Here is a 25,263-nt window from a genome sequence, read left to right as displayed (position 1 = left end):
GATAGTTTTTTCTAACTTGTCTTACCGTCTTCCCTTAGGGTCCATTACATCGCGCAATCCATCACCCATAAAATTAATCGAAACGACCGCAAGAACGATCATGCTAGCCGGGGGAACCCACAGCCATGGACGATTGGTCAATGTCGAGAAGGATTGAGCTTCCGTTAGCATATTACCCCAGCTTGCTGTAGGCGGCTGAACGCCCATCCCAAGAAAGCTAAGCGATGCTTCCGTAATGATCGCCACGGCGATGCCGAAGGTGGCATTGACCAGAACGGGGGCGATGACATTAGGCAAAATGTGCCTGAACAACAGCCTCGGAGTGCTATACCCCAGCGCAATTCCCGCCTTGACGAAAGATTTTTCCTTGATCGACAATACTCCGCCTCTTATCAACCTGGCTACCGCTGGCCAGCCGAGCAGACCAAGCGCCAAAATGATATTTCCTAGACTAGGCCCAAGCACGCTGACCATGACCAGAATGACCATTAAATAAGGAAAGGACATGAATACATCTGTTGCACGCATGGCCAAGCTGTCCACCCATCCACCGTAATAACCGGCAACCGCTCCAATCAGCGTCCCTATAACCACATAAATAGCTACTGCGCCAACTCCGACAGATAAAGATACGCGAGCAGCGTACATTAATCTGCTTAGAACGTCGCGCCCACTCTGATCCGTTCCAAGCCAATGGCCGGATGACCAGGATGGGGACTGATAGGATTTGCCGATTGCATAAGGATCATGAGGTGCCACTAAAGGTGCCAGCAGTGCCATTAATACAAGCAGGATGAATAGGACGAAGCCCACACCTGCAAGCTTGTGTCGGAAAAATCGCCTTGCCGCCGTCCTCCAGCCGCTGGCTGCCTCCATCTGGAATTGCTCCATAGAAACGTCGCCATCCCCGTTAACCGTCGACATTGAATTTTCCCTCAAGACATCACCCCCTTCATCGCTTATTGTATTTAATGGTTGGGTCCGCCACCGCATACGCGATATCCGCCAGTATGTTGGCAACCAGTACGGCAACCGCCGCAACCAAATTGATTGCCATCAGTGTCGGGTAATCACGCGACCCAATCGATTGAATCATTAATTGCCCCATGCCAGGCCATTGGAACACTTGCTCTGTAATAACCGCCCCACCGAACAATAGCGGAACATCAAGCCCGACAACTGTAATGATGGGGATCATAGCATTGCGGAGTGCATGCTTGTTGATTACCATGAATTCCGAAATCCCTTTGGCTCGGGCAGTTCGTAAGTAATCCTGCCCCAGCACCTCCAGTACGCTAGACCTGATATACCGGACCATGCTACCCGCCGAGGCAGTGGCCAGTATACAAGCAGGCATGATCAAGTGATGAAGCAGATCGACAAACGTTTTCTCTTTGCCGAGTGTATACATCCCTCCTGTGGGAAGTATTTTCCAGGTTAGCGCAAACAAATATATGCCTCCCAGACCTAGAACAAAGTTCGGAATTGAAACCCCGAGAAAAGAGAAGGAGGTTGCCGTATAATCCAACCAGGAGTATTGCTTTCTTGCGCTCAGGATACCGATTGGGACCGCAATGATATAAGCTAGCAGCAGGGAAACTCCCATCAACAGAAGCGTCGGTCCAATTCGGGCTCCAACCGCCTGCATAACCGGCTCATAGCTGGAATACGAATATCCGAAATCCCCCTGAAGCAAGTTGCCCAGCCACCTAAAATACTGGATATAGATGGGATCATTAATTCCTAGCTGCTCCTTGCGTAGATCGATATCAGCCTGACTCATAGAGGGATTAATAAACATATCCACCGGATTGCCTGGCGCTAGATTAATAATCAGAAAGTTAAACAGCGTAATGCCTGCCAGCACAGGAATGGCTATGAGAATACGACGTATGAGGTAATTTAACATGCTCTTCCTCCCAATCAGGAGCTTTCTCTAATGCAATGGGTAATGACAGGCTACAAGATGATTTTCTTCGCCCGTCAGCTCGGGACTCTCCTTGCGACAACGCTCCTGAACATAAGGGCAACGTGTATGAAACCTACAGCCAGCAGGGGGATTCAGCGGACTCGGAATGTCGCCCTGTAGCACTTGCTCTTCCTGTTTGCGATGATACGGACTAGCAGGAGGATGTGAAGCAAGCAGCGCTGCCGTGTAGGGATGCCTCGGTGCTGCGAACAGCTGCTCGTTGTCTGCGATCTCGACCATTTTGCCAAGATACATGACACCGACGCGATCGCTAATATAATTGACGGCTCCCAAACCATGCGCAATGAACACGTAAGTCAGTTCTAGCTCCCGTTGCAAATCCTTAAGCAGGTTCAAGATCTGAGCCTGGATCGAAACATCCAGCGCAGATACAGGCTCGTCACATAGGATAAGCTTTGGGTTAACAGCAAGTGCACGAGCAATGCCGATCCGTTGTCGCTGCCCGCCTGAAAATTCGTGTAAATAGCGGGAACGATGATGCTTGGATAACCCGACAATGTCCAGCAATTCCTCGACTCGTCTGTCGATTGCAGCGCCCTCCAGCAGCCCGTGCACGCGAATCGGCTCTGCAAGCTGACTCCCGATTCTTAGTCGTGGGTTCAGAGAGGAATACGGATCTTGAAACACAATTTGCATCTGCGTCCGTATGGGACGAAGCTGGCGCTGAGTTCTGCCCGTTAATTCCTCTCCCTGAAACTGAATGCTGCCCTCTGTCGGCTTTTCCAGCTGGAGAATGAGTCTGCCTAAAGTGGATTTACCGCAGCCAGACTCCCCGATAATACCCAATGTGCTACCTTGGCGGACGGAGAAAGAAACCCCGTCCACGGCTTTAACATGCTGCACGGTGCGAGCCAGAAAACCCTTTTGAACCGGATAATGCTTTTTCAACTGACTAACTTCAAGCAAGGGCTGTTGTCCTACCGCTTTCATTGACAATGTCATCCCCCTCACTTCCTTCCCTATCTCGCTCTGCGACAAGCCAACAGCGCGCTTTGTGCCCATCGCCCGCATCGAGCAAAGGCGGATGCTGACTTCTACACCGCTCCATCACATCAGGACATCTATCCTGAAACCGGCAGCCTTTCGGCATATGCTGCGGCATCGGAACCGTTCCCGGAATCGAGGCTAATCTCGTATGCGGACCGGCACCAATGTGCGGAATACATTCCAGCAAGCCTTTGGTATAAGGATGACGATGATTATCGAACAGCTGGAACACATCCGCCTCCTCAACGATCTCACCCGCATACATCACGATGACCCGATCGGCCATCTCTGCCACGACATTCATATCGTGCGTAATAAGGAGAATGGAGGTGTCCAGCTCTTGCTTTAGCTGCTTCATCAGCCGCAATATCTGGGCTTGAATCGTAACGTCCAGCGCCGTAGTCGGCTCGTCTGCAATTAAAACCCTCGGCTTGCAGGACATCGCCATGGCAATCATGACCCGCTGAAGCATACCTCCAGACAACGCGTACGGATATTCACGCATAACAGACTCCGACCGCGCAATGCCTACTTTCCTCAGCATTTGCTCGGCTTCGCTACGTGCTTCATTGCGTCCCAGCTTCTTATGCTTGCGGATTTGCTCAACTAGCTGATAGCCAATGGTGAACACCGGGTTCAGTGCGCTCATCGGCTCTTGAAAAATCATAGCGATTTCATTGCCGCGAATTCGGTTAAGCTCTTTGTTCGACAGCTTCGTAATATCGAGACCGTCGAACAGGATTTGCCCTCGCTTAACCTTCCCGTACTTCCCTAGCAGTCCCATGATGGAGAGGGTCGTTACGCTTTTGCCACTCCCTGATTCACCGACGATAGCAATCGTTTCGCCTTTATGGAGACTAAAGTCGACGTCTTCAACCGGAGCAACCTCGTCCTTCTCCGTTCGAAAAGTAACCTGTACATGCTGTAGCTCCAAAATGGGCTGCATGCTTCCCCCTCCTCTCTTAGTGACAGCTTATCTTCAAGATTCCACTGCAGCCCGGAGTGCTTTCAGTGCCTCATCCGCAGTATTAAGCGGCACTCCGCAGCCAGCAGACAATATAAACGGACGATTTCTCAGCTGTTCTATTGCTAACTGAGCCTGCTTCGTAATCAGTTCGACCGAGCTCGCCTCGGAGAACAAACGCTCGTCGACGCCGCCCATTGCAACGCGTCCGTCAAGCCACTGCTCACCCTGCTGCAAGCCCGGATTGCCTTGTGCCAAATCCGCCCAATGCAACGCAGAAATCGGATAATCAGCAAACCGCTCAGGATGCGCTTCAGGACCGCAGGTATGCAAAATAACTGGCGTAGGTGCTATCGCCTGCAGGAGCTTCAAATCATACGTACGACCAAAGCTCTCATACTCGGACTCCGTCAAATAACCGTCGCGTGCCTGTCCAAGAACCGCATAGAAGATGCCATCGGCTCCCGCTTCAAGCGCTGCCTTGACGTAGTTGACCAGTGTATCCGTAATAGCTTGCAATGCAGCATGCGCATCTTCAGGGGCCGCCGCCAAAAGATCAGGCAGCGGTGTTGCCGACCGAACAGCAGGCCGGTAAGCCGCAAGTGTACGATGCCCGCTCAAATATTCCAGCACAGCTAGTGGCGAGAATAAGGTTTGCACAATCGGCACATCGGGACCGAGCGCCTGGCGTACTCGTGAAATAACATCCAGCTGCTCCTTAAAGGAAGGCTCCTCGGCCGTGCGGGCCGTAATTCGGCGCAAGTCGGAGGCTTGTCCAATACGCGCTTTCAATGTAGCTGGCACTACCCCGTCATAGGCCTCATAGTCGTATTCATTGCCCCAAGCTTCGGCGTAGTAGGTTGTGCGTGGATTTATTTTGACAAAGTCCCAATCATATTGTCGTTGAAAAGCAACGGTTGCAGCCGCAAGTGCAGCACTATCCCGTTCCGCCTCTATAAAATGTCGCCAAGCGGAGACGAGCGGTCGATCCGCTACCTCTTTTTGAATGAGAATACGATTAAATCGATCTCTTTTATTCTGAGTCATATGCCGATATTCCCCTTTGAGACGATAATTTTTTCGATATACACGATATCCGATAAAATAACTTGGATATTTAATAAATTTATTATACACTACTCTTTTAGATGTTTTGTTGTACATAACGTCTAGTAAATACCACCATTCATGTTGCGTTTCGTATGAAGACACATTAGCAATCTATCGTTTGGAGGCGAACATCATCACGAAGCCATTCACTATTCAACGCCTGCTATTACACTTCAGCTCTTCAAATACCAGCGTCTTTGGAACCGAGCAGGATTGGCATCTGCCCATTCGCAAAGTGCGTGTTCTGACCGACAAACAGGTCGAATTTGCACAAGACACTCTCCTCGTAACCGACGATCTCGATCTTATTCGAAACCAGAACGATTCAAGCGATTTTATCGATGTCCTGAAGCAGCAAGGTGCCGTTGGTCTATGCATATCGATGACAACTAACCAGCCTTTGCTAGATTCTTTCATCCAGGCAGCAGGTGATAGGCAATTTCCTATTCTTATTGTCAACGATCAGGCATCTATCCCCGATCTGCTGCAGCATATACAGTCACTGCTATTGCTCCATAATCAGGATGATCGCTTGAATGCATTGAGCGAATTTTCTCACAAGCTGCAGCAAGCTACTCTAAAAGCTACCGATATGCCTACCATTCTGCGTATTGTTCATGAGTACTCCTCTCTACAAGTGATCTATCATTCCATCGTAGAGCCTTCATTGTTCATAGCAGACACACTGGACTCTTCGGATTCTTCGGGCTCTTCAAGCTTCAACGAAACCTTGGAGCAATTCGGCAGCACAATTGACTCCCTCCCTGGTTCTGCAAGAAGACGCCTTAAGGTGACTTTGCCAGATGGTAGGAATGTTTTGTCTCAACCGATCGTCGGACTCGGACAAGTATTGTCCTATATTGGTCTTGTTCTGCCTCCTCAAAATCAACAAATCGTTTCTGAAATATATATAGCGTTATTACTGGAGTACGCTAGCAAGACGGCAGAGCAAATATTGCTGCGCAAGCTTTTTCTGGATGATAGATCTAGCGATGGGTACTCTCGCTTAATTCAAGATATTTTGTTCGGTGAAGTGTCCCACGAGGATCAAATGCTAGCGCAAATAGGCTTGCCAGCATTAAGCGATGGCAAGTATTTGTTCGTCTCCGGAATCGTCGTATTGGAGCGTCCCGAATATTCTGATGAGCATCAATCTGTCAAAATGCTTAATCAAGATGTGGTCATGCTACTTCGCTCCTTATTGTCCACACACGGTATTTACAATTTGCTGTTGCTGCATCATAACGTCATACATTTGCTTTGTATCCGGGAAACCTTCGCGAACACAGAAGCGCAGTGGGAGAAGGTCAAGCAAGCTCTGCGTAAAGTAATTGAGCTGCTCAAAAAATCGAATCGCCTCAGACCAGGCAACAATCTACAGCTTCATGCTGGCTTCGGGCATATGAAAACTCGGTTACGCGATGCCGCTCAGAGCTATCGAGAGGCACTCGATGTCGTGTCCGTTACTCGTTTGCTTGCTAGAACATCCATGAGCGCATTCTACGAGGACATGGGCATCTATCAAATGCTCAAAAGCATCGGAAATACGAGTCAATTAATTCAATTCGTGCAGTATCATCTAGGGAGCTTGTTGGCGCACGATCAGCAGAATGACACACCGTTGCTCCAAACACTTGACCAATATTTATCTTGCATGGGCGCGAAGCAAGAAACCGCCGAAAAGCTGTTTATACACCGTCAAACGCTGTACCATCGACTAGATAAACTGAAGGAATTGCTGGGGAGCAATTATTTGAACGCGGAACGGCGGCTATGCCTTGAAGTCGCCATCCGGGCATACGATTTGGTGAAGGACGAGATGAATGAATCGACGAGTGGGGAAGGTTTGGCTCATTGAGTGGTGAGTGAGTGGTTCGTTATCGTTATAAGGTTTTTTCGAACTACGCGGCTGGAAGTGACTAGATTGGTGAGCGATGTACGAAATTTTCGAGCTATTTGACTCAGAAACGCTGGATTTATTGGTGTTGTACGATTTTTTAGAGTTATGTGGCTCAGGAGCGGCTTGATTTGTTGGTGTTGTACGAAATTTTCGAGTTATGTGACTCAGGAGCGGCTGGTCTGGTTGGCGTTGTACGTTTTTTTCGAACTACGCGGCTCAGATACGGCTGAATCGGTGCGTGTTGCACGTTTTGTCGCTCAAAGTAAAAAAGGCGTTAGTACAGGTAGTTTATACCGGTACCAACGCCTTTTTACTTTTTCGCCATTAAATCAAATCTGATTTTTCGAGCAAACGCTTGATCATCACGACTACCTCTGCTCTCGTTATATAAGCCTTAGTTGCCAGCTCGGTGCTGCTTCTGCCGGAAATAATACCAGCATGTACACTGTCAGCGATGCTGTTTTTCGACCAAGTGGACACCTCTGCTGCATCCGCATACGGAAGAAGTGTCTCTTCCATGGATTGAACAGAAAGCTTACCTTTCAAGCCTGTGACCGCCATTGCCTTAGATATAATAACCGCTGCCTGTTCACGCGTAATCTTATCGTTTGGCCGGAATGTTCCATCTTCGAACCCATTAATTAAATGGTACGCATCACAGCCGCAAAAATGCGAAGTGACGGGGGTGTTCTTTCAGATTTATTTATTAATAGTAATAGCTGAAATACGACCATTGGTCTTAAAATCTTTGGAATAGGACACTGTAGCTGTCGCAGTAACAACCTTACCATCTGGTCCCTTAATGGTTATGGTTGGATTGGAAGAGTACCCTGCTCCCGCATTCGTAATCTTCACTCCCGTCATAACCCCATTCGTAACCGTCACTGTTGCACTTGCTGCAGTCTTTGTCCAGGTCTCTCCTTTACTTGCCTTATAGCGATAGTAGTTGGATACCTCATCCAAGCGTTCACTCGTGATACCATAGGGCTCAAGAACTTTAAGAAGAGCCGCTTTATTTTTTTGAGCGAGCTCAGAGCTTGGCTCTCCCGATCCAGCAGGGGTTACTCCGCTAAAGGCTTCTCTGAACACGTCAGTAGGAACCCCAAGAGCTGCGGCAATGAGTACAACCGGTCTGCCGTGATCCTCAGGATCTGTCTTAAAACCACCTGATATAACGACTGTATTTACGGCCTGTTCGGATGGATTGTTAGATGCTGATTCTTCGGACGGCTTTGTTCCTTTTGATCCAGCTGGATGATCTTTCTTCGGGCCACCCACTCCTTTATCCCCTTCGCACCCCTTATTTCTCTTTTCTCCCTTCCCCTCTACCTTGCCAGCTTCACTAGCTGGCTTATCTGTTGGTGCCTTCGTTGCCGAATCCGCAGTCGATACCGCCTCTGCTGCCCAAGCTCTGCTTACCCCGCTGTTGTTAATTGCGATTCCCCCACCGATAACTAGAGTGACTACGAGCGAACCTGTAATTAGGAGCCTTGATTTCTTTTTCATGTGATAACTTCCTTTCTTCAACTTGGATTTGTTTTCCTGAAGCCTATATTACGTGCACTTGGTGAAAATACGGTGAAAGAGCACAGCGATTCGATTATACTGGATGAAAATGGACAATAGGCTGATCGAAAAGAGGTTCGGGATGAAGATTTTATTGGCGGAAGATGATATCCAGCTCGGTGAATTGACCGTACATATCCTGAAGAAGAAAACAGGCTGCACCATAGATTGGGTAACGACAGGGAACGACGCATTCGATTATGCGCTCGCTTCGAGCTATGACATTGTCGTGCTTGATTGGATGATGCCGGATGGAGATGGTCGTGATACGTGTGCCAGACTTCGCAAAACAGGCTATCTTGGCGCTATTCTCATGCTAACGGCAAAGGATTCACTGCAGGATCGAGTGGAAGGACTGGATGCGGGAGCCGATGATTATCTCGTTAAACCTTTCGAGATGGATGAGCTGTTAGCGCGAATGCGTGCATTAACAAGACGCAACTTCGTCCCCCTTCAAGATGACGTGGTTCAGATCGGTGCACTGAAGCTCCAGCGCACGAGCCAAATTGTCATTCAAGGTCAGCACGAAATACAGCTAACGCCGCGTGAATTTCAAATCCTAGACTTGTTACTTCAGAATAGGGGCCGTACTCTATCACGAGAAGTAATCATGGACAAGGTGTGGGGATTGGATACCGACGTTAATCTAAAAACGATAGACGCCACTATCAAATTCATACGTAAGAAGCTAGAGTTATCCGGTTCGCGGGAGCTCATTCATAGCGTGAGAGGTGTTGGATACAAAATTGAATCATAGCTGGGGAACAAAACGACGGCTTAAGGATGATGTATTCCATAAAACGCACAAAAAGCTATCTTGGCAATACAGTGGCGTTCTCATTGTGTTTCTAAGCCTATTCGTCATTATTGTATATACGCTTCTATATGTGTTCATCTGGAACGATCAGCATCGGCGGCTGAACAATCTCGCTGACCACGATCTGTCTAACCTTCAAGCTTGGGCTGATCAGGACAACAATCCGAAGAGACCACCTCCTCGATCTGTCGAGGATACCTTCTCCATTAGTACCGATCAATCCTTCTATTATTTGGTGGCCGAGAATGGATCTATTCAGTTGGGAGATGAGATTCAAGCCGAGCTGCGAGAGCAAGTAATGGCCTTAATAATTAATGGTCAATTCAGGGGTAAACAAATTGATATGATTACTTTGCAAACCTTCAGCAGCCCCTCAGCAAAAATGGAAAAATACCAAACAACTGGTGAAAATGCTAAATTCATTGTCACTCATCGAAGCTTGCAGGTGAAAGGGCATAAAATTGCTACATTATATATCGGTAAAGAGGTCACATTCCAACACGACCTCTTCCGCTGGTTGCTTATTTTACTGATTGGGATGGCTTTGCTGTTCTTTGTACTGGCTACATGGTTCAGTCATTTGATGTCCCGTAAAGCAATGGTTCCTATTGCCAATGCCTATGCAAGGCAGCGCGAGTTTGTCGCGGATGCTTCCCATGAATTGCGCACACCATTAAGCGTGATGCTCGCTTCAATAGAAGCGCTCCAGCTTGACGAGAGTGCGGAGAATGTAGATTCCTTTTCCCGCAAAGTGCTTAATGGCTTAAAGGCTGAGGTTAGCTCCATGACGAGGCTGTCTGGCAACCTTCTGCGTCTCGCCCGCTCCGATTCCGATGAGGGATTAGGGGAGCAAACGCTATTCGATGCCAGGTCAACGGCTACTCAAGTTATCGATAAGCTGAGCGCAATGGCAAAAGCCAAGGACATTTCTATGACTTTGCATGCTCCAACCAAGCTGATGGTTACAGGCGACATAGAGAGGCTAACGCAGCTATTAGTGTTGTTAATTGATAATGCAATTAAATATACACCGGATAATGGGTTTGTTCAGATTACAATTGCGGAAGGAGTAGATCGAGGGGTACGCTTCTTCACCTTTGAAGTGAAGGATTCCGGTATCGGTATCCCTGCAGATGCGCTCCCTCGTATTTTCGACCGTTTTTATAGACAAGATAAATCCCGGACACGCCAAACAGGCGGTCATGGCTTGGGTCTAGCTATCGCCAAAACTATCGTAGACTCCAGTGGTGGTAACATTCGAGTCACAAGCCATCTTGGAGAGGGTAGCTCTTTTAAAGTTCAGCTTCCTTGGATTTGACGAGATATTCTCACTAACGCTGTGGAATACCTTCAATAAACTTCTCGATAGCTCCATCGAACGGGAAGCTCTTCATTTCTATACGTTTCTGCAAGCTCGCGAGCTCCTGCCTAACCTTTTCTATTAAATCTGGTGGATACGAGAATTTTACCGAATTAACAATGAATTCATCCTCGTCTACGACAGTCCACTTGCCCTCTTTGTTGATCAGATCGATATCTAGGTCAACAAATGATACCTTATTTCCATCCATTCGTGCTGGTTCACTAATGTTACAGTAGTACGACGTGATTTTTCCTTCCACTATGTCTACGCTCACCGTAAACCAGGAATCAAATGAAAAAAACTCTATCGTCCAGTTCTCAACCGTGAAAATTTTTCCTTTGGTATAATGCTGCAGCTTCCGTCCATAATGACCTAGTACAAAGACATGCGTATCTGTCCTCTCAAGCAATGTGGTCTTCCACTCATAATGAGGATGGTCGCCGTATTTCAACGCTCGTATGTTAATCTCCTCATTGTTCATGTAATCTACGACTATACCTCTCAAAATCTATAACCCACCTTTCTAGACAATCAGCATACTTTGGAAGATAATAAATCTATACACAACAATAAAACGACAAATGAGGAACAAAGATGGAACGCAAATATTTTAAGAAGTGGTATCTCATTTTATCGTTTATTCTCTCTTTATTTCTAGTATTTGTCACCATCCTAGGCTTCACTTCTGTTTCCAAAGACATCAAAGCGCCGCTGGACACTATAGCTCACTATATTCTTTGGTTTTACATTGTTGAGTTAATTGTGCTGTTCTTTATGACCAAGAATGCCCGTACGTTTTTTAAGGAACAATGGTTAAGCATATTAGCTGTTGGAACTTCGATTTCAGTGACACAGTTTATTGATGCAGTTGTCGGAGTCGGTTCATTAACAGGGCTTAAAGCTGTAAAAGGATTAAAATCCTTAAAGGCATTAAAATCGCTAAAATCGATGAAGCTATTCAAAGCAACCAAAAGCGTTAAGCTAGCTAAATCGTACAAAATTGGCAAAAAAGCTTCGAAAGCAGTAAAAGGAATTGAAGTATTAGAAAAAGAGACTACTAATAAACTGAGCTAAGCTGCAAAAGGCTACCGACATTCCCTTGTCGGTAGCCTTTTTTTTATTTTTGCGTAGCCGTTACATTAATATCGTCGAAATACAATGTTGTCAGTCCCTCATACCCCGAATCAACGCCAACCAGCAGGAAGAGCTCGCCTTTCGCGTTTGTTTTCACAGTAGCGTTATACTCAAAGTCCTTACGTTGATACCCTTGCTTCTCGGAGTCTGGCTTAGCGATATTGCCAAGTACCTTCACGTCCGTACCGCCTGTCGTTTGGTTCCCTTTGTCAATATTCATCCTATAATACTTTTCGCCAGCTCCAGCCGTTTCAACCGATAAAGGCTCCTTATTGAGGATTCCCGCCTTGACTATGACTGAGTTACCCGGAGATCCTCCAATTCCCATCATTCCATCGGCCACATCTGTATAAATCGCAAAATTTAGCTTAACTTGATAGGTGGCATTCGGCACAAACCCTCCAACATTGCGGGAAAGAAACATGAATAAATCATCACTTCTGTTATGCCCCTGAAGCTTCAAACCATAATTGGTCTTGTTAGCATCTCCGACAGGTAGAAGCTCTCTGGCATGCTTCAATTCGTAGATATCTTGATTATAATCGACCGGAAGATCGGAAAATCCCCCTTTCCAGCCCTCGTTATTTTTATCAAACTGATAGCTAAGCTTAATGGCATTAACATCAGCGATTTTCGTAATCGTAATTGTACGCGTTGAGGATGTCCAATTCGCCTTGGCCCCTATAAGAGCTGCTATACTTCTAGCTGGCACGAACAGGCTTCCTTTTACCACCTTAACTTGTTCCGGAAGCTTTATCTTCTCACCCTTCGCATTGATAGCTATATTGGTGTTTACCGATAGTTTAATTTGCCCGAAAGACTTCCCTGACAAAGTAGCGGTCTGACTCGCTTTATTCCAGTTGATGCTTGTACCAAGTGATTCAGTCAATGCCCGAAGTGGAACCATGGAATGTCCATGAAGCTCATAAGGTGCTACCGCCAGGAGATGTTTACCTGTGCTATTCGTATAAGAAGGTTGACCCCACTTAAATTGTACGGAGTTAATTACTTCTGCCGCATGCGATGGCGGAGCAGAAAACAATGAAGCAGCAGTTGCTACGATTAGTCCGGATAAGGCTATTTTTTTATTTTTCATCATTATGCACCATCCCTAGCTGTGATACATGTTTGACGAAGGCTAAGCGCAATAGGTTGCAGCAAGCAATTATTGGAATGGTGGCTTTCGCACCTTAGTCGAATGCACTGCAAAGCACACAAAAGACCGCCCTAAATTAACTTTAGAACGGTCCATTTGATTTGCTGCACATGCAGCTATTATTATGAATGGTATACTTCTAGCTCATAAATATTGTTACTCCGCCATTACAGCTCATTGGCCGCAGCATTTTTTGTACTTTTTCCCGCTCCCACACGTGCAAGGGTCATTTCTACCTATTTTACTCGGTTTTGGTGTGGCAGTACTAAACTTTGGTATGGCAGGACTAAATTTGGGTGTAGTTTTACCAGATATTGCCCCTAACTCCGCAGGTGTATAACCGTTATTAGACCAAATTCTCGTATTATTATAGACGTCTATGATCAGTGGCATAATCGCCTGAACTTGTCCCTGATTATCAAAAATGATGTTTCTTCTCTCTAACTCGTTAATGACATCACTCATTGGCCTTTCCATTGAGCAAACAAGCTGAATATCATCCATAAGTACTTCTACAAGCTGTTTATCCTTGCACATGTTCTTTAAAATAAAAGCTTTCAAGTTATCTAGTTGTGCAGTTTTTCGATAATATCCAGAATCCGCGTGTTTCAAAAACTCCGCTTTAGGTGGAGTATAATACGGTTTATGCTTGGTTCTCTCTAGATGTGCTTCTAAGTCTTCGTCTTGATCATCTGATTCAAAATCATTGCTAAAAATGTACCCTTGATATAAATACCATTGTTGATGCTTGCTGGAAGCCATGCTATAAAAATGAATAAACTCTTTCTGGTCTAATTGCTTTTCATTCTGAGCATTAAAAATTTCGACTACCTTGTCTAGCTTACATGCCCCATACAGATTCGATGATGCGGTAACATACTGATTAATTAATTGATAGCGATCACGAGCTTCAAGAAACGTTCCCTGTAGCAATTGCTTATAAGTTTCCTTAATTTCTTCCGGAATGGTGTAGTAGAGCTTGTCCTCATAATAGAATGAAAACAGCAAGCTCCGTTCCAGCAAAAACAAATACATCCCTGGGTTAAACGTTTCTTCTTGGACATACGGAGTATTTACAAGGCTTTGGAACAAATCCCACCCTTTTTCCTCCGTAATAATCAGCACAGACTCCAATTCGCTAACATCCGTAACCGTTTCGAACAGCGAATCCACAAGCTCCTGCTTATTCATCTTGGATCGCCCTGAAAGCTCGTAATTCTTTGCTACCGTAAGCAAGCTAGCTTTGGAAAAAAGCTGAAGAATGTCGCTCAGCTTTGTCTTTACTTCCCCTTTAATCGCATGCTCTATGTTCGCTTCTCTTATGAGTTTTGAAAAATCCATTATGATCCATCCTTTTTATTTCCTCTAGATAGTATACCTGTATAAGCCACGATAAAAACATATCTATTTGATTTCCAGTGTATCATAGATTTATACTGCTCGTTGCTTAATTACAAATAAAAGAGGCGAACCATGGCTATGCAAAACCACGATTCGCCGAAGCTTGATTAATGCCCCATATGTCCGTTTACGCCTTCACTCTGCTTTCGTATAACGTTTTACCAGAGCCTGCCCTAGCTCCTCCAATTCAAGTAAAGCCTGATCTATGGTCACCTTACTCTCTATAACCTCTTTCACTTTCTTATCACCTTCCGAATACAAATCCAAATAGAACTCCGGATTTAATCCGGTCGGAGCAAGGTCTGCCGCTTCAGAATCATTGGGTCTCAAAGAATAAAAAGGCTTTAGATCGAAATTATTATAGCTAGTATTAGCAACTGCCTTACGAATAGGAATCCCTTGACCGGAAAAGGACAAAGCAGCTTTTTCCCCGTTCAATAGCTTCATTACCTCCCAAGCCAATTCCCGATGCGGGGCGTTCACGGATAACCCCATGTATTGAAGATAGCGATAATTCTTTCCAACATCCGGTTGTTTCGAATGAAAAGGCTCCGAAACCATCGCCCAATCCGCTTTCCGATCAGTGATCTGGGTGAGCAGCTTATCATCACCATAGATCATAGCCATTTTCCCTTCACTAAACTGTTTAATCGGATCTTCACCTGCAGCATCTTGACCAAAAGGAAATAGAGTCCCTGAGCGAACAGCCTTTGTTACCGTCTCCCATACTTTGATCCATTCCGGTGTATGTAGGGCAAGCTCTTTTTTCGGAGTGAAAAAGCCAATTCCCTCTTCATAAGCCAGGTTCAGAATAGCTGAAAACGCGCTGTTCGCATTGGGAAGGTATAGCCCATATTGTTTATTGTTGTTTGTGCTATTACCTGAGAAGCGAGCGGCAGTTAAATAAACTTCCTCCCATGTCATTCCATCGAAAGGCGCTGCTACACCAGCCTGCTGGAAGGCTGACCGATTATAATAAAGCACTGTACTAGTAAAATGAGAGGATAACGCATATTGCAGTCCATCATCCCCTTGTAAAGCCGAAATGAGTTTCGGATCTAAAGGGTCCTGATCGTATTTGTCTGATTTAATTCCTCTATCAAGCGGAGCTAACCTATTGTCACTCATCAGCTTCTTAAAATCGGATTGCTCCCGAGCGATGATAATATCAGGTATAAAATGTTCAATAGCGCCACTTAAAATCTCCTGATTAGAGAGGTTGCCTTGCTTCGCCTGTTCATTCCTATAGTTCTCATACGGAACGAGCACGACCTCCAGCTTCGGGTACGATCTATTAATTGTACCCAGATATTCTGTGCGGAATCGTTGTTCGTCCGTATCTAGAACGACTAATGTTCCTTGTTCATTATGCTTTTCCTTAGAGTTTGTCTGACATCCGGACAGAAACGTTCCGATCAACAAGAAGGAGATTAGAGCCAAAATTTTGTACATGGGCTACCCCCCCCCTGGTCTACTTGAACTTGTTCAATTCCACTTGCGCTTCCTCCTGAAGCTGCTTGAGCGCTTCGTCCACACTTAGTGTTCCGTCCAACAGCTTAAGGAAGTAAGCATTAGCTAAATTGTAGAAGCTATCTAAGAACGAGATAGGGATGTCGTCCCGGTAAAATTCAACGAACTGCCCTACAGGTGATGGTGCTAACTCTATAAAAGGCTTAATGAAGCTCACCTCACCTTGATCCGCATGTATTCGGGCTGGAAGCCCCCCCATACTTATGACGGCAGCTTGCTGTTTCTGCCTCTCTTCGCCAACCAAGTAATCAATTAACTGCCAAGCCTCATCTTTGTAGGGGGATGCAGCGCTTATGGCGTAAATGTTTAAAGGCTGCATGGAAATTCCCTCGTTCAGAGTCGGATCGCTCGGCTCCGCTACAACTCCCCATTCGAATCCAACCTTCTGTTCGTTCAGAATATCCTTGAACCCCGGGCTCGCCTTAATCATCGCCGCTTTACCCGATAAGAATAAACCGTATGAATCTTCAGGCTTATAGTAATTGTGGCCCCCTCGGTTAACGGACATTTCTTTCGTGTTTTCGATGATCGCCCCTGATTTGTAACCATCAAGAACCATCTGCCAAATTTTTGCCCACGCTGGCGTATTAATTGTTACTTTCTTCTCTTTAGCATTTACATATTGCAGCTTAGATGTCATTCCGATCCCGGAAATGGTAACCCATGCTCTCGTTCTCTCATCAGTGCCAGCAAAGTAACCTGCTATTCCTGCGTTGGTATTGGTTACCCTGTTAGCTAAGCGCAAAGTTTCTTCCCATGACATAGAGCTCTGCGGGAGCGGTATTTGATTTTTGTTCAAAAGGGTTTTGTTATAATAGATAGCTTCGCTGTACAAGTTATCCGAAAGTCCGTAAAGCTCATCATTACCCTGTATGCGTAGCATTGTCAGTAAGGACGGTGAATACGTTGCCTCGTTAAAACTCTTCTCCTTCACTCTCTGCTCTAGGGATACCAGCTTGCCTTCTCTTGCCAGCTTTATGTACTGGGGCATCTCCAGAAGTAGAACATCAGGCTGTAGCTCATCAATCGCTTGTATAGTTTGCTCGAACCTTTGTTTAATTTTGTCCGGGTCGTATTCGTTCATTGGATTAGTTTCGTCAATAGGAGCTACTCGTACTAAACGAATGCCCTGATGCGCCCCTGCGAAATCCGTTGCATAGGTACCATAGTTGCCTTCCCAGCTCCAAACCTTTAATGTAACCGGCTCTTTGACCTTTTCTACTTTCGTGCAAGCCTGAGTAGAAAATAAGACTGCAACAGCTATAGATCCTATCACGAATTTTCTTTTCATAGACACTCCCCCGCCCATCGTCTTTTTACATCTTATCGTGGTTGATCCTAGTAAAACAGGGGATATATTATGATAATTAGTTGCGATTCTATTCTACTTGTTGGGGGTACAATGCCGGGGATTTACAAGCATGAGTGGCTTTAACATACAGAAAAACCACCTGCCCAGGTGGTCCGTCCATTATGCCCATATGTGTATTTTACTCAGGCTTGCTCAATCCATATATGTAGTCTATCCATACGGGACAGCTTTTTCCTTCTTCGTAATCGCATAAGATTGAGAGATAGCTATCTCCCGGTGGATCTCTTGTAATCGGAATTCCCTTACTCGTAAGCAGCTTGTCGAATTCCACAATATTTTGAGAAAACTGACTGGCATTAAAGGCGTTGAATCTCTCCCAGTTCCTCATGGTAACCATATAATCAATCAGGACAGTCCCACGTCCTTTCGAACTAGGCCGATAATGATACGAGACTTGCACGCTCGATACATCCTCTATCGAATAGGACTTTTCCTTAGTCGTAATCCCTTTCTTGTAAAAGATAGTATCTTTCGTCACGTCGTAGTAATGATCGAACGATAAGAAGAAATACAAGAACACCCCCGCTAACACGGCAAGGATAGAGCTGCCGAACAACACTCTGGTCTTCCGACTATTCGCGCTTCGGAAAGCAAGGAATAAAATCACGATTGCGAGCAATGAGAAAAATAATATTAAGAAACGGGTGAGCGTTCCCGCCGACAATACGAACAACAAGCTGCCCGAGTGAGCAAATGCCTTCACCTGCATCGCCTCGATGACACCATCTATCGAAATCAGTAAATAACAGACTATCCCCGCAACACCAATGGAGCCGAAAAACTTCAAGATGAGCATCAGGCAAGACTCGTTCTCTGGTCTATCTATTTGCTTCTTTTGTTTGTTTGTCCTGCTGTGACTGTACAATCCCAGTGCCTCCCAACCGTTGTAATCTCTCCGTTCACCAGCTTACACTATTCCCCAATATTCGTACACAGCTAAGATAACGCTCGTGTTAGCCACACAACGACAAAGAGCACCTAACAAGGTGCTCTTTGTCGTTCAATAATATGCTTCTATTATTTCCAATTCTCAATTCCAGTTTCGAAATTCTCGAATGGATGCTGAATCGAAGCTTCCATAATATCTGTATAGTACTTATGATCTTCTCCAACATCGCTCCATTTTGGCTTAATGCTTACATGCCAAGGCTGACGCTCGAGCAGTTTGTTGAAGATCCTAACAACTTCTAATCTCGTAATCGCTTGATTCGGATTGAAAGCAGTCTCTGTGAAATCAAACAGGACGCCTTGTTTCTCGACAGTTGCAATTGCATCATTAGCCCAGTGCTTCTGTACATCAGTGAACGTGCTCTCATGAACAACATTCCACTTATACACATTCAAGAGAGTTTGTGCGAATTCTGCACGAGTCACTTGTTTATTAGGCTGGAACATGTCTTTGCCATTACCGATCATCCATTGGCTTTGGGTTGCACTCGCGATAGCACCATAAGCCCAATTTGATGCTTTCACATCTACATACGATACGTTCTTTGCTTTCTTGACAGGTGTGTACAAGCGTGACAAGATCGCAGCAACCTCAGCACGGGTAATTCCACGTTCTGGTTGGAAAGCACCGTTAGGCAGTCCGACCATGTAAGGACTATGATCGCCTATAGCTTTCACTTTAGGCTGATGGGAGAAGCTAAATTGTACGATGGATTCGCCAACATGGATGATTCCATCCTTAATATAACTGTCATCTCCAAATTTCTCATTACGCTTATCATTACGGCTGTCAAATACGATGTATCCGGCCTTCTCACCCAAGAAATAGTAGTCTCCATCTGCGTAAACCATCCAGCCATATTCACCACTGGCCGAACTAATCTGCGGATTATGATTTTTGTTCGGTGCGAAATTAGGTAGTTCAGGCAGATTAACAAGAGTTCCTGGAGTTCTACCTTTGGAACGATTTAACTCCGTATCTGCCCAGTATAATTGCATATTCACGCCAGCAATTGGCTGTTTTGTTATTGTATCTACAATCGTACCATATGGATCAATCAAATCGACCGATAAGGTTGCATTTCCTTGGCTATCGACAATTAGCTTGCCAACAGGACCAGCTAGCTTCTCTCCGTTAGGCGCAGTAACATTCAAAGATAATTTATACTCGCCTGGTGCAACCTTCGGAAGCGTAAAGCTGCCATCTGCATTCATTACAATTGCCGGCACATTAAGCTCTTGGCCATTTGCCGATTTTATTTTCCCCGATACCTTTAAGTCTTCTCCAATTATCTTCGTAATTTTGTCCTGAACAACTTTGCCCCCGTTAGATGGGTCGGACACAGTTACCTTCGTATTCATTGTAGGTTGCTCATCTGAAGGTGTTACTGGTATTACAGTTGCTATAGGCTTAACAGTAACAACATTGGACAAACCTGCATAAAAACCAGACCCAACAAATATGCGGAAATAATAAGTTGTACCATTCGTTAAACCTGTTACGGTTGCGCTCGTTGAATCCTTATCCAACGTCTCGGCTGTAGTAGCTGGAGTAAAGGTTGTACCGTCTGTAGATTGCTCAACAATTATGCTAGAAGTCTGCCCTAGAGCTGGAAAGTTTAATGTAATTTGCTTGTCGCCTTCAACAGCCGACAAAGTTGTTAATGGAGCAGGATCTGCCGCAGCAACAAAGACTGTGAATATTTTCTCGCTTGTTAATTCACCTTCTGTAATTGTTGCTTTCAAGTTAACGTAAATTCCTTTTTGAGTCGTTACCGGTCTTGTAACGGTTCCGTCCGCTGCGATAATCGAAGGCTGGTCTGAAGACCATACCGTTGTTACTTTATCGTCTTGTTGTAGCGTAATATCTTTTTTAACTGAAGTTTTCGTGTCACCAGAATCAAATTGGATATCCGTCTTGCTTTCTGCCGTTTCGATGGCCAGAATAGCATCCTTATAGCCATTAATAATCTGATCTGCTATACGAGAGGCAATGGCATCGATAATATCGGCGCCCTGTTTATCTTTATCAAGAATCAGTCCGCCTTTCAAAAGGTTATCGACGAATTCTTTTTCTTTCTCATAAGTCGCACCAGTCACACTAGTTACTCCAATATATTGCGTGCCATTGTTATTGAGCGTATCGGTCAGACTGGTTTTCTTCGTGTCATCTGTCCAATACTCGTCATTATCGTCATTAACATTGATCACGTAGCGTACCGGTGAATTTGGCTCCCAGTAAATTTCCTCCACTGCAGTATCTAATTTCTTATCCGATGTCGTAAACAATTTCATGTTATCGAATGCAAAAATCGATATAATCCCGCAACCATGGCTTTTATAACTAACAAAGGGACCAAATTCATCTCCATATACGGTTGTAAGGGCTAAATCTTTAATAATCTGCACACCATTATCCCACATATTCAGCTTCGTATCGGTCGCATTAATTTTAATACTGTGTTGCGTGGAAGCCCCTTTCGCATAAGTACCGATCAGGGTGACACCTGGCCCTGACATACTGCTCAATGGATTCCCAGACTCATTATGAAATTTTGTCGCATCCAATCCATCAAGCTTATAAATTTTTATGCTTCCTTCGACATATAGAATCACATAACCGCTTAGTTTCCCTTCACTACTGATCTTACTATTGAATAGAAAGCCGCCGCCTTCCATACTATGATAATTTACCTTAGATTCATCCATGTCAAAGGTTATGATCTTCTTACCGGTAGGATTTGCATCCGTTAGCATGAAATCCTTATAAGCAGGTGCAGTATAACCGTAGAAGGTTACTGATTTACCATTATTTCCAATTTGGACGTGGTTGTAATCTGCAGTTTCTACTTCTGGAATGGAACCATTATACCAGCTGTCATAACCGCTATGTACATAAGTTACATCCGTTACAGATGCAGGGTTTGCGTTCGCATCCATAATACTAAAATATTTAGGATTCACACCTGCTGCAACTAGCTTAGCTTTTATCGCATCGTTTAATGCGCTCTCATACTGGCTAGAATCATATTTACTCGTTCCGAAGCTGTAATACACCTCTGCTACTGGAGATAGTGCATACGCCATTGACGTATTTGTTACTATCATTATTAATGCCACAAACAATGAAACCATTTTTTTCTTCATCTGTTCATCCACCATCCTGTAAGTGTTAGAAAGCAACTGAGAACTATTTCCAACATAACAGAGGTTTCTCTCAAAAAACTCTCAAACTCTCCTTAACAACTCTTTGGTAGTTTTTTGTGAGATTGTTCTCGTATTATAGTAATCATAGGGATGTGACTACATATGAAAAGATGGGTTGGCTTCTTGACAGCTATATGCGCCTTGATCGCCATTGTCTATATGATTTTTAGTGATAAGGGCACAGGCTCAGTCAAAATTAAAGCTGTAGACGGTGTGCTTGACCTACGAGAGCTCGTTGATTCACCCTTTGTATCGTTAGCAGGCGATTGGAAATTCACAGCCGATTCTTTTGTCGATCCTACAGACTTTTTAATAGAAGCGAATAATGAGCACGTACCAGGTCCTTGGGCATCCAATGTACAATGGGGCTCCTACCAATTAATCGTGTATCTACCAGATAACTGGTCCGATATTGGTCTTCGTGTCAGAAATATTTGGTCCGCTAATTCTCTCTACATTGATGGTAAAAAAATATCAGAAAACGGAAAAGTAGCTTCCTCTAAACAAGAGACAGCTCCAGATAATCGTTCTTTTGAAGTGTATTTTAAACCGGATAGCCGGCAAGTTCTCATCACCATTCACGTATCCAACTTCTATAATGCTAGAGGTGGCATCATCCTCCCAATCGATATCGGCGATGCTGAGCTAATGAAGGAGGACGTGAATCGCGATCTTTCATTGGAATGGACAGCCGTCTTATGCTTGCTGTTATTCAGCATGTTTCATCTGACAATCTATTTGCTTCGAACGAAAGATGAGGCTTTCCTGTATAGTGGATTGTACTTTCTGCTGCTAGCCTTGGTCGTTGTGCTGCGAGGGGAGCGACTGTTGATTCGGGAGTTCCCATCAATTCCTTTTGATCTCTACTTTCGCATGCAAGACACCTTTACATTCCTAAGCTCCCTATTGCTAATTGCCTTTATTGTGAAAATGATTCCTACCATTATGAAGCAAAGAACGCTGCTTCTGCTGTTCCTTCCCATACTGATCTATACGTTATTTAATATTATTTTACCGGCCAGAACCCTGTCTTGGGCACAGTACGAGTTCTTTTATTACACCGATGGATTATTCATAGGAATTATCATTCGCATATTCTATTTGACTGTAAAAAACCGCATTGGTATACGTAAAAATGAAGCCCTCATTCTCATGTCTATGCTCTTTTTTCTAGCCTTGTTCGCAGTCAGCGGCTCCATGGATAGTCTTTTCTTCTCCGGTCGCAACGGTATGAACAGAATCGGGCTGGTGGGGTTTGTTATCGCGATGAACGTATTTTTAGGCATACGTTTGATGAATCGAGCCGAGGAATCGGAACAACTGACAGCTAGATTGCAGAAGGCTAACAATGCGAAGGATGATTTCTTGAAGGTTACAACGCAAGATTTGCAGAGACCTCTACACGATACTGTACATTTAATAAAGTCAATTACTCGCGAACACAATCCAAAGAAGCAAGGCGAGCAATTATACCTAGCAGAGCAGTTAATGGAGAACATGGTTTATTTATTGAGAGATTTACACGATTTTACTCGCATTCGATTTGATGATTACGCAATTGATCTTAAATCAACCAATCTTCGGATGGTCATGCTCCATGTCATCCAACTGATGCAGCTTACATTCGCGAAGAAGCGAATTCAAATAAACGAAAATATTTCGGAGCAGTTGTACGTGTGGACAGACGAGCAACGGCTGACGCAAGTACTTCTACGCATTATGACAGAGATATCTCACGATACCTCAGATGACAGCCTGACCATTGAATCCCTTCATGTTGGGACGGATGTCCTGCTTAGAGTAACAACAACCCGCGAGTCACCGACAGCGAACATAGATCGGCAGCATCCCTCTGGGCTCATGATGACGGAGGAGCTCATTCAGCAAATGAAAGGAAGTATTACGTATGAAAGTATGGAGAACGGTATTGGCTTCACAATCAAACTGGGTTTCAGTGAATACAAAAATCCGGCCACAGCAATAAAACATAAATTCGCCATACCATCTGGAATGCTCATGGAAGATCGCGAGCAACGAACGATCCTCATTGTAGAAGACGATGTGATGCACGCGGAAGTCATGAGCGGCATGCTAAATGAGTCCTACAAGATACAAATCGCTTATACAGCTCAAGAGGCACTTAACTATTATAATAACCACCCAGAAATAGCGATGATGATCATTGATGATATCATCCCCGGTAACAGGAATAGTCTACAATTGCTTCAACATATTCGTAAGCAGGCATCTTTAATGGATCTGCCGATCTTAATGATGACCTCCTCCGAATATCCCAGAAATATTGAAATGATTTTTGCTTCCGGTGCAAATGATTATTTAATGAAGCCTTTCTCCAAAGAGACATTGATGGCCCGCTTAAATGCTGTTGAACAAACGAAGCAATCCCTGCTGAAAGCTATTGATTATGAAATGGCATTTCTGCAAACTCAAATCAAACCGCACTTTCTATATAATGCGCTTAGCAATATTATTGCTTTCTGTTACACGGATGGCGTGCGTGCAGCTTATCTTCTTACGATGCTTAGTTCCTTTTTACGATATATTTTTGAAACGAGTCGGGATGGACAATATTCTACTCTTTACAAGGAACTTGAAATTATTGAAGCCTATGTAGAAGTAGAGAAGGCTAGATTCGGTGAACGATTAACGTTCGCTTATAGCATTGATCCCCTAATTACAGCTGATAATATTTTAATTCCAAGTTTGCTCTTACAACCCTTAGTGGAAAATTCAATTCGCCATGGCTTATTTGAGAAAGAAGGGCCGGGACATGTTCAGGTGACGATTTCCGCACAAGAATCTCTCTTGAACATTCTAATTTCCGATGATGGTGTGGGCATGACAGAAATGCAATGTGCACAATTAATGGGGGAAAAGAACGCTAACGCTGGCATCGGATTTACGAATGTACGCCGACGTGTGCAAGATCTCAGCCAAGGTAGCCTGGAGCTCAGGTCCATTCCCGGCAAAGGAACAACAATTCATTTAACGATTCCCATTAAGGAGGGACGACATGATGTGGAAAGTAGTTATCGTAGAGGATGAGAAACCGATTCTCGGGCTACATGCCCGATTGCTTGAAACCTACGGCCCCTTTCAAATTGTAGGCTGCTTTGAATCTCCATTCGAAGCATTGCAGGAAATACCGAAATTAGATGTGGACGTACTCGTGCTCGACATTGAAATGCCAAGAATGACGGGACTACAATTGGCTCAGAATTTAGTGGAGAACGGCATTGACGTACCTGTGGTCTTCTCAACAGCTCACAAGCAATATGCTATTGAAGCTTTTCGCGTACAGGCTCTGGACTATATTCTGAAGCCAATGACCCCGAATATAGTCAAACAACTAGACGAACGCCTTCAAAAATATTACGGCCTAAAAAGTCAGCACACCCATAAGAATGAACTGCATGTCCGCCTCTATGACGATGCATTCGTTAAGAAGGGGGAGCAGCTCATCAAGTGGCCTACCCGAATAACGGAGGAGCTTTTTTACTATTTTCTGCTTCATGAAGGCAAATTGTGTTTGAAGTGGAGAATTATCGATGATCTCTGGACCAATGTGGAGGACAAGCGAGCGCTATCCAATCTGTATAATACTATCTACCGAATGCGGCAGCTGTTCATGGAGCTGGATATCCCCATTGTCATCGAACGCATAAACGATGGATACATGATGAAGGCCAATAATAGTATTTTACTAGAGCCCAAAGAAGGCCCTGATTCCGTGCTGCTTAAATCAAAAGGATATCTGTGGGCTTATCGTTGGGATTCTATCGAGTAAAAAACGAGAT

20 protein-coding genes and 1 pseudogene are annotated in these 25,263 nt (G+C 44.7%); 6 read left to right on the top strand and 15 right to left on the bottom strand.

What is annotated here, in order from left to right; genetic code table 11:
- Positions 1-21: 21 nt before the first annotated feature.
- From opp4C to KCTCHS21_RS03215, 5 genes are all read right to left on the bottom strand, one after another.
- Positions 22-891, bottom strand: coding sequence for an oligopeptide ABC transporter permease (gene opp4C / locus KCTCHS21_RS03235; protein ID WP_232058205.1), 870 nt, complete (start codon positions 889-891; stop codon positions 22-24).
- 61 nt (positions 892-952) lie between these two features.
- Positions 953-1,909 carry an ABC transporter permease gene (locus tag KCTCHS21_RS03230; protein ID WP_130605095.1) on the bottom strand — a complete coding sequence of 319 codons (957 nt, stop codon included), beginning with the start codon at positions 1,907-1,909 and terminating at the stop codon, positions 953-955.
- Between the two features lie 27 nt (positions 1,910-1,936).
- A complete protein-coding gene (locus tag KCTCHS21_RS03225) occupies positions 1,937-2,920 on the bottom strand; it encodes an ABC transporter ATP-binding protein (protein WP_148669477.1) in 984 nt (327 codons plus the stop codon).
- Positions 2,889-3,923, bottom strand: a complete 1,035-nt coding sequence (locus KCTCHS21_RS03220) for an ABC transporter ATP-binding protein (protein ID WP_130605093.1) — start codon at positions 3,921-3,923, stop codon at positions 2,889-2,891. Before KCTCHS21_RS03220 ends, KCTCHS21_RS03225 begins: the two co-directional genes overlap by 32 nt.
- 33 nt (positions 3,924-3,956) lie before the next feature.
- Positions 3,957-4,988 carry a uroporphyrinogen decarboxylase family protein gene (locus KCTCHS21_RS03215; RefSeq protein WP_157993934.1) on the bottom strand — a complete coding sequence of 344 codons (1,032 nt, stop codon included), beginning with the start codon at positions 4,986-4,988 and terminating at the stop codon, positions 3,957-3,959.
- A 181-nt stretch (positions 4,989-5,169) separates the two neighbouring features.
- Here KCTCHS21_RS03215 and KCTCHS21_RS03210 point away from each other — a divergent pair, with 181 nt between their 5' ends.
- Complete coding sequence (locus tag KCTCHS21_RS03210; protein WP_130605091.1) at positions 5,170-6,909, top strand: helix-turn-helix domain-containing protein; 1,740 nt, start codon at positions 5,170-5,172, stop codon at positions 6,907-6,909.
- A 366-nt stretch (positions 6,910-7,275) separates the two neighbouring features.
- Here the strand turns inward: KCTCHS21_RS03210 and KCTCHS21_RS03205 are convergent, their stop codons facing one another.
- The 3 genes and pseudogenes from KCTCHS21_RS03205 to KCTCHS21_RS03200 all read right to left on the bottom strand — a co-directional run bounded on the left by KCTCHS21_RS03205 (position 7,276) and on the right by KCTCHS21_RS03200 (position 8,457).
- Positions 7,276-7,512, bottom strand: coding sequence for an S-layer homology domain-containing protein (locus tag KCTCHS21_RS03205; RefSeq protein WP_232058055.1), 237 nt, complete (start codon positions 7,510-7,512; stop codon positions 7,276-7,278).
- Between the two features lie 24 nt (positions 7,513-7,536).
- Positions 7,537-7,593 (bottom strand): annotated as a pseudogene (locus tag KCTCHS21_RS31900) (S-layer homology domain-containing protein); the annotation flags it as partial.
- 57 nt (positions 7,594-7,650) lie between these two features.
- Positions 7,651-8,457: a hypothetical protein gene (locus KCTCHS21_RS03200; RefSeq protein ID WP_130605089.1), complete on the bottom strand. Its 807-nt coding sequence runs from the start codon at positions 8,455-8,457 to the stop codon at positions 7,651-7,653.
- A 142-nt stretch (positions 8,458-8,599) separates the two neighbouring features.
- Here KCTCHS21_RS03200 and KCTCHS21_RS03195 point away from each other — a divergent pair, with 142 nt between their 5' ends.
- A complete protein-coding gene (locus KCTCHS21_RS03195; RefSeq protein ID WP_130605088.1) occupies positions 8,600-9,274 on the top strand; it encodes a response regulator transcription factor in 675 nt (224 codons plus the stop codon).
- Positions 9,264-10,652, top strand: a complete 1,389-nt coding sequence (locus KCTCHS21_RS03190) for a sensor histidine kinase (RefSeq protein ID WP_130605087.1) — start codon at positions 9,264-9,266, stop codon at positions 10,650-10,652. The genes KCTCHS21_RS03195 and KCTCHS21_RS03190 overlap by 11 nt, the downstream gene beginning before the upstream one ends.
- A gap of 13 nt (positions 10,653-10,665) precedes the next feature.
- Here the strand turns inward: KCTCHS21_RS03190 and KCTCHS21_RS03185 are convergent, their stop codons facing one another.
- Positions 10,666-11,202: a DUF402 domain-containing protein gene (locus KCTCHS21_RS03185; protein WP_232058054.1), complete on the bottom strand. Its 537-nt coding sequence runs from the start codon at positions 11,200-11,202 to the stop codon at positions 10,666-10,668.
- Positions 11,203-11,291: 89 nt separating this feature from the next.
- On the opposite strand from KCTCHS21_RS03185, the gene KCTCHS21_RS03180 reads away from it, so the two are divergent.
- A complete protein-coding gene (locus KCTCHS21_RS03180) occupies positions 11,292-11,771 on the top strand; it encodes an ion transporter (RefSeq protein ID WP_130605086.1) in 480 nt (159 codons plus the stop codon).
- A gap of 43 nt (positions 11,772-11,814) precedes the next feature.
- On the opposite strand, the gene KCTCHS21_RS03175 is transcribed toward KCTCHS21_RS03180, so the two are convergent.
- The 6 genes from KCTCHS21_RS03175 to KCTCHS21_RS03150 all read right to left on the bottom strand — a co-directional run bounded on the left by KCTCHS21_RS03175 (position 11,815) and on the right by KCTCHS21_RS03150 (position 21,385).
- Complete coding sequence (locus tag KCTCHS21_RS03175; protein ID WP_130605085.1) at positions 11,815-12,930, bottom strand: copper amine oxidase N-terminal domain-containing protein; 1,116 nt, start codon at positions 12,928-12,930, stop codon at positions 11,815-11,817.
- A gap of 231 nt (positions 12,931-13,161) precedes the next feature.
- Positions 13,162-14,328, bottom strand: a complete 1,167-nt coding sequence (locus KCTCHS21_RS03170) for a YecA family protein (RefSeq protein ID WP_130605084.1) — start codon at positions 14,326-14,328, stop codon at positions 13,162-13,164.
- Between the two features lie 195 nt (positions 14,329-14,523).
- Positions 14,524-15,840 (bottom strand): ABC transporter substrate-binding protein, encoded by a 1,317-nt coding sequence (locus KCTCHS21_RS03165; RefSeq protein WP_130605083.1) that lies wholly within the window; start codon positions 15,838-15,840, stop codon positions 14,524-14,526.
- A gap of 19 nt (positions 15,841-15,859) precedes the next feature.
- Positions 15,860-17,209, bottom strand: a complete 1,350-nt coding sequence (locus KCTCHS21_RS03160; protein WP_157993933.1) for an ABC transporter substrate-binding protein — start codon at positions 17,207-17,209, stop codon at positions 15,860-15,862.
- A 199-nt stretch (positions 17,210-17,408) separates the two neighbouring features.
- Positions 17,409-18,155, bottom strand: coding sequence for a YdbT family protein (locus KCTCHS21_RS03155; RefSeq protein WP_130605081.1), 747 nt, complete (start codon positions 18,153-18,155; stop codon positions 17,409-17,411).
- Positions 18,156-18,307: 152 nt separating this feature from the next.
- A complete protein-coding gene (locus tag KCTCHS21_RS03150; protein WP_130605080.1) occupies positions 18,308-21,385 on the bottom strand; it encodes an S-layer homology domain-containing protein in 3,078 nt (1,025 codons plus the stop codon).
- Positions 21,386-21,547: 162 nt separating this feature from the next.
- Between KCTCHS21_RS03150 and KCTCHS21_RS03145 the strand changes: the two genes are divergently transcribed.
- Both KCTCHS21_RS03145 and KCTCHS21_RS03140 read left to right on the top strand, forming a co-directional pair.
- Positions 21,548-24,511, top strand: coding sequence for a histidine kinase (locus KCTCHS21_RS03145; RefSeq protein WP_130605079.1), 2,964 nt, complete (start codon positions 21,548-21,550; stop codon positions 24,509-24,511).
- Complete coding sequence (locus tag KCTCHS21_RS03140; RefSeq protein WP_130616322.1) at positions 24,483-25,253, top strand: response regulator; 771 nt, start codon at positions 24,483-24,485, stop codon at positions 25,251-25,253. Before KCTCHS21_RS03145 ends, KCTCHS21_RS03140 begins: the two co-directional genes overlap by 29 nt.
- Positions 25,254-25,263 lie beyond the last annotated feature (10 nt).

The sequence above is a fragment of the Cohnella abietis genome, from assembly GCF_004295585.1.
Classification (GTDB): Bacteria; Bacillota; Bacilli; order Paenibacillales; family Paenibacillaceae; genus Cohnella; species Cohnella abietis.
This window is presented reverse-complemented; position numbering and strand designations above follow the sequence as displayed.

What these genes read in the sequence shown, in the direction of transcription:
- opp4C (WP_232058205.1), bottom strand. Translation starts at nt 891, where the DNA reads ATGGAGCAATTCCAGATGGAGGCAGCCAGCGGCTGGAGGACGGCGGCA.
- KCTCHS21_RS03230 (WP_130605095.1), bottom strand. Translation starts at nt 1,909, where the DNA reads ATGTTAAATTACCTCATACGTCGTATTCTCATAGCCATTCCTGTGCTG.
- KCTCHS21_RS03225 (WP_148669477.1), bottom strand. Translation starts at nt 2,920, where the DNA reads ATGAAAGCGGTAGGACAACAGCCCTTGCTTGAAGTTAGTCAGTTGAAA.
- KCTCHS21_RS03220 (WP_130605093.1), bottom strand. Translation starts at nt 3,923, where the DNA reads ATGCAGCCCATTTTGGAGCTACAGCATGTACAGGTTACTTTTCGAACG.
- KCTCHS21_RS03215 (WP_157993934.1), bottom strand. Translation starts at nt 4,988, where the DNA reads ATGACTCAGAATAAAAGAGATCGATTTAATCGTATTCTCATTCAAAAA.
- KCTCHS21_RS03205 (WP_232058055.1), bottom strand. Translation starts at nt 7,512, where the DNA reads ATGGCGGTCACAGGCTTGAAAGGTAAGCTTTCTGTTCAATCCATGGAA.
- KCTCHS21_RS03200 (WP_130605089.1), bottom strand. Translation starts at nt 8,457, where the DNA reads ATGAAAAAGAAATCAAGGCTCCTAATTACAGGTTCGCTCGTAGTCACT.
- KCTCHS21_RS03195 (WP_130605088.1), top strand. Translation starts at nt 8,600, where the DNA reads ATGAAGATTTTATTGGCGGAAGATGATATCCAGCTCGGTGAATTGACC.
- KCTCHS21_RS03180 (WP_130605086.1), top strand. Translation starts at nt 11,292, where the DNA reads ATGGAACGCAAATATTTTAAGAAGTGGTATCTCATTTTATCGTTTATT.
- KCTCHS21_RS03175 (WP_130605085.1), bottom strand. Translation starts at nt 12,930, where the DNA reads ATGATGAAAAATAAAAAAATAGCCTTATCCGGACTAATCGTAGCAACT.
- KCTCHS21_RS03170 (WP_130605084.1), bottom strand. Translation starts at nt 14,328, where the DNA reads ATGGATTTTTCAAAACTCATAAGAGAAGCGAACATAGAGCATGCGATT.
- KCTCHS21_RS03165 (WP_130605083.1), bottom strand. Translation starts at nt 15,840, where the DNA reads ATGTACAAAATTTTGGCTCTAATCTCCTTCTTGTTGATCGGAACGTTT.
- KCTCHS21_RS03160 (WP_157993933.1), bottom strand. Translation starts at nt 17,209, where the DNA reads ATGAAAAGAAAATTCGTGATAGGATCTATAGCTGTTGCAGTCTTATTT.
- KCTCHS21_RS03150 (WP_130605080.1), bottom strand. Translation starts at nt 21,385, where the DNA reads ATGAAGAAAAAAATGGTTTCATTGTTTGTGGCATTAATAATGATAGTA.
- KCTCHS21_RS03145 (WP_130605079.1), top strand. Translation starts at nt 21,548, where the DNA reads ATGAAAAGATGGGTTGGCTTCTTGACAGCTATATGCGCCTTGATCGCC.
- KCTCHS21_RS03140 (WP_130616322.1), top strand. Translation starts at nt 24,483, where the DNA reads ATGTGGAAAGTAGTTATCGTAGAGGATGAGAAACCGATTCTCGGGCTA.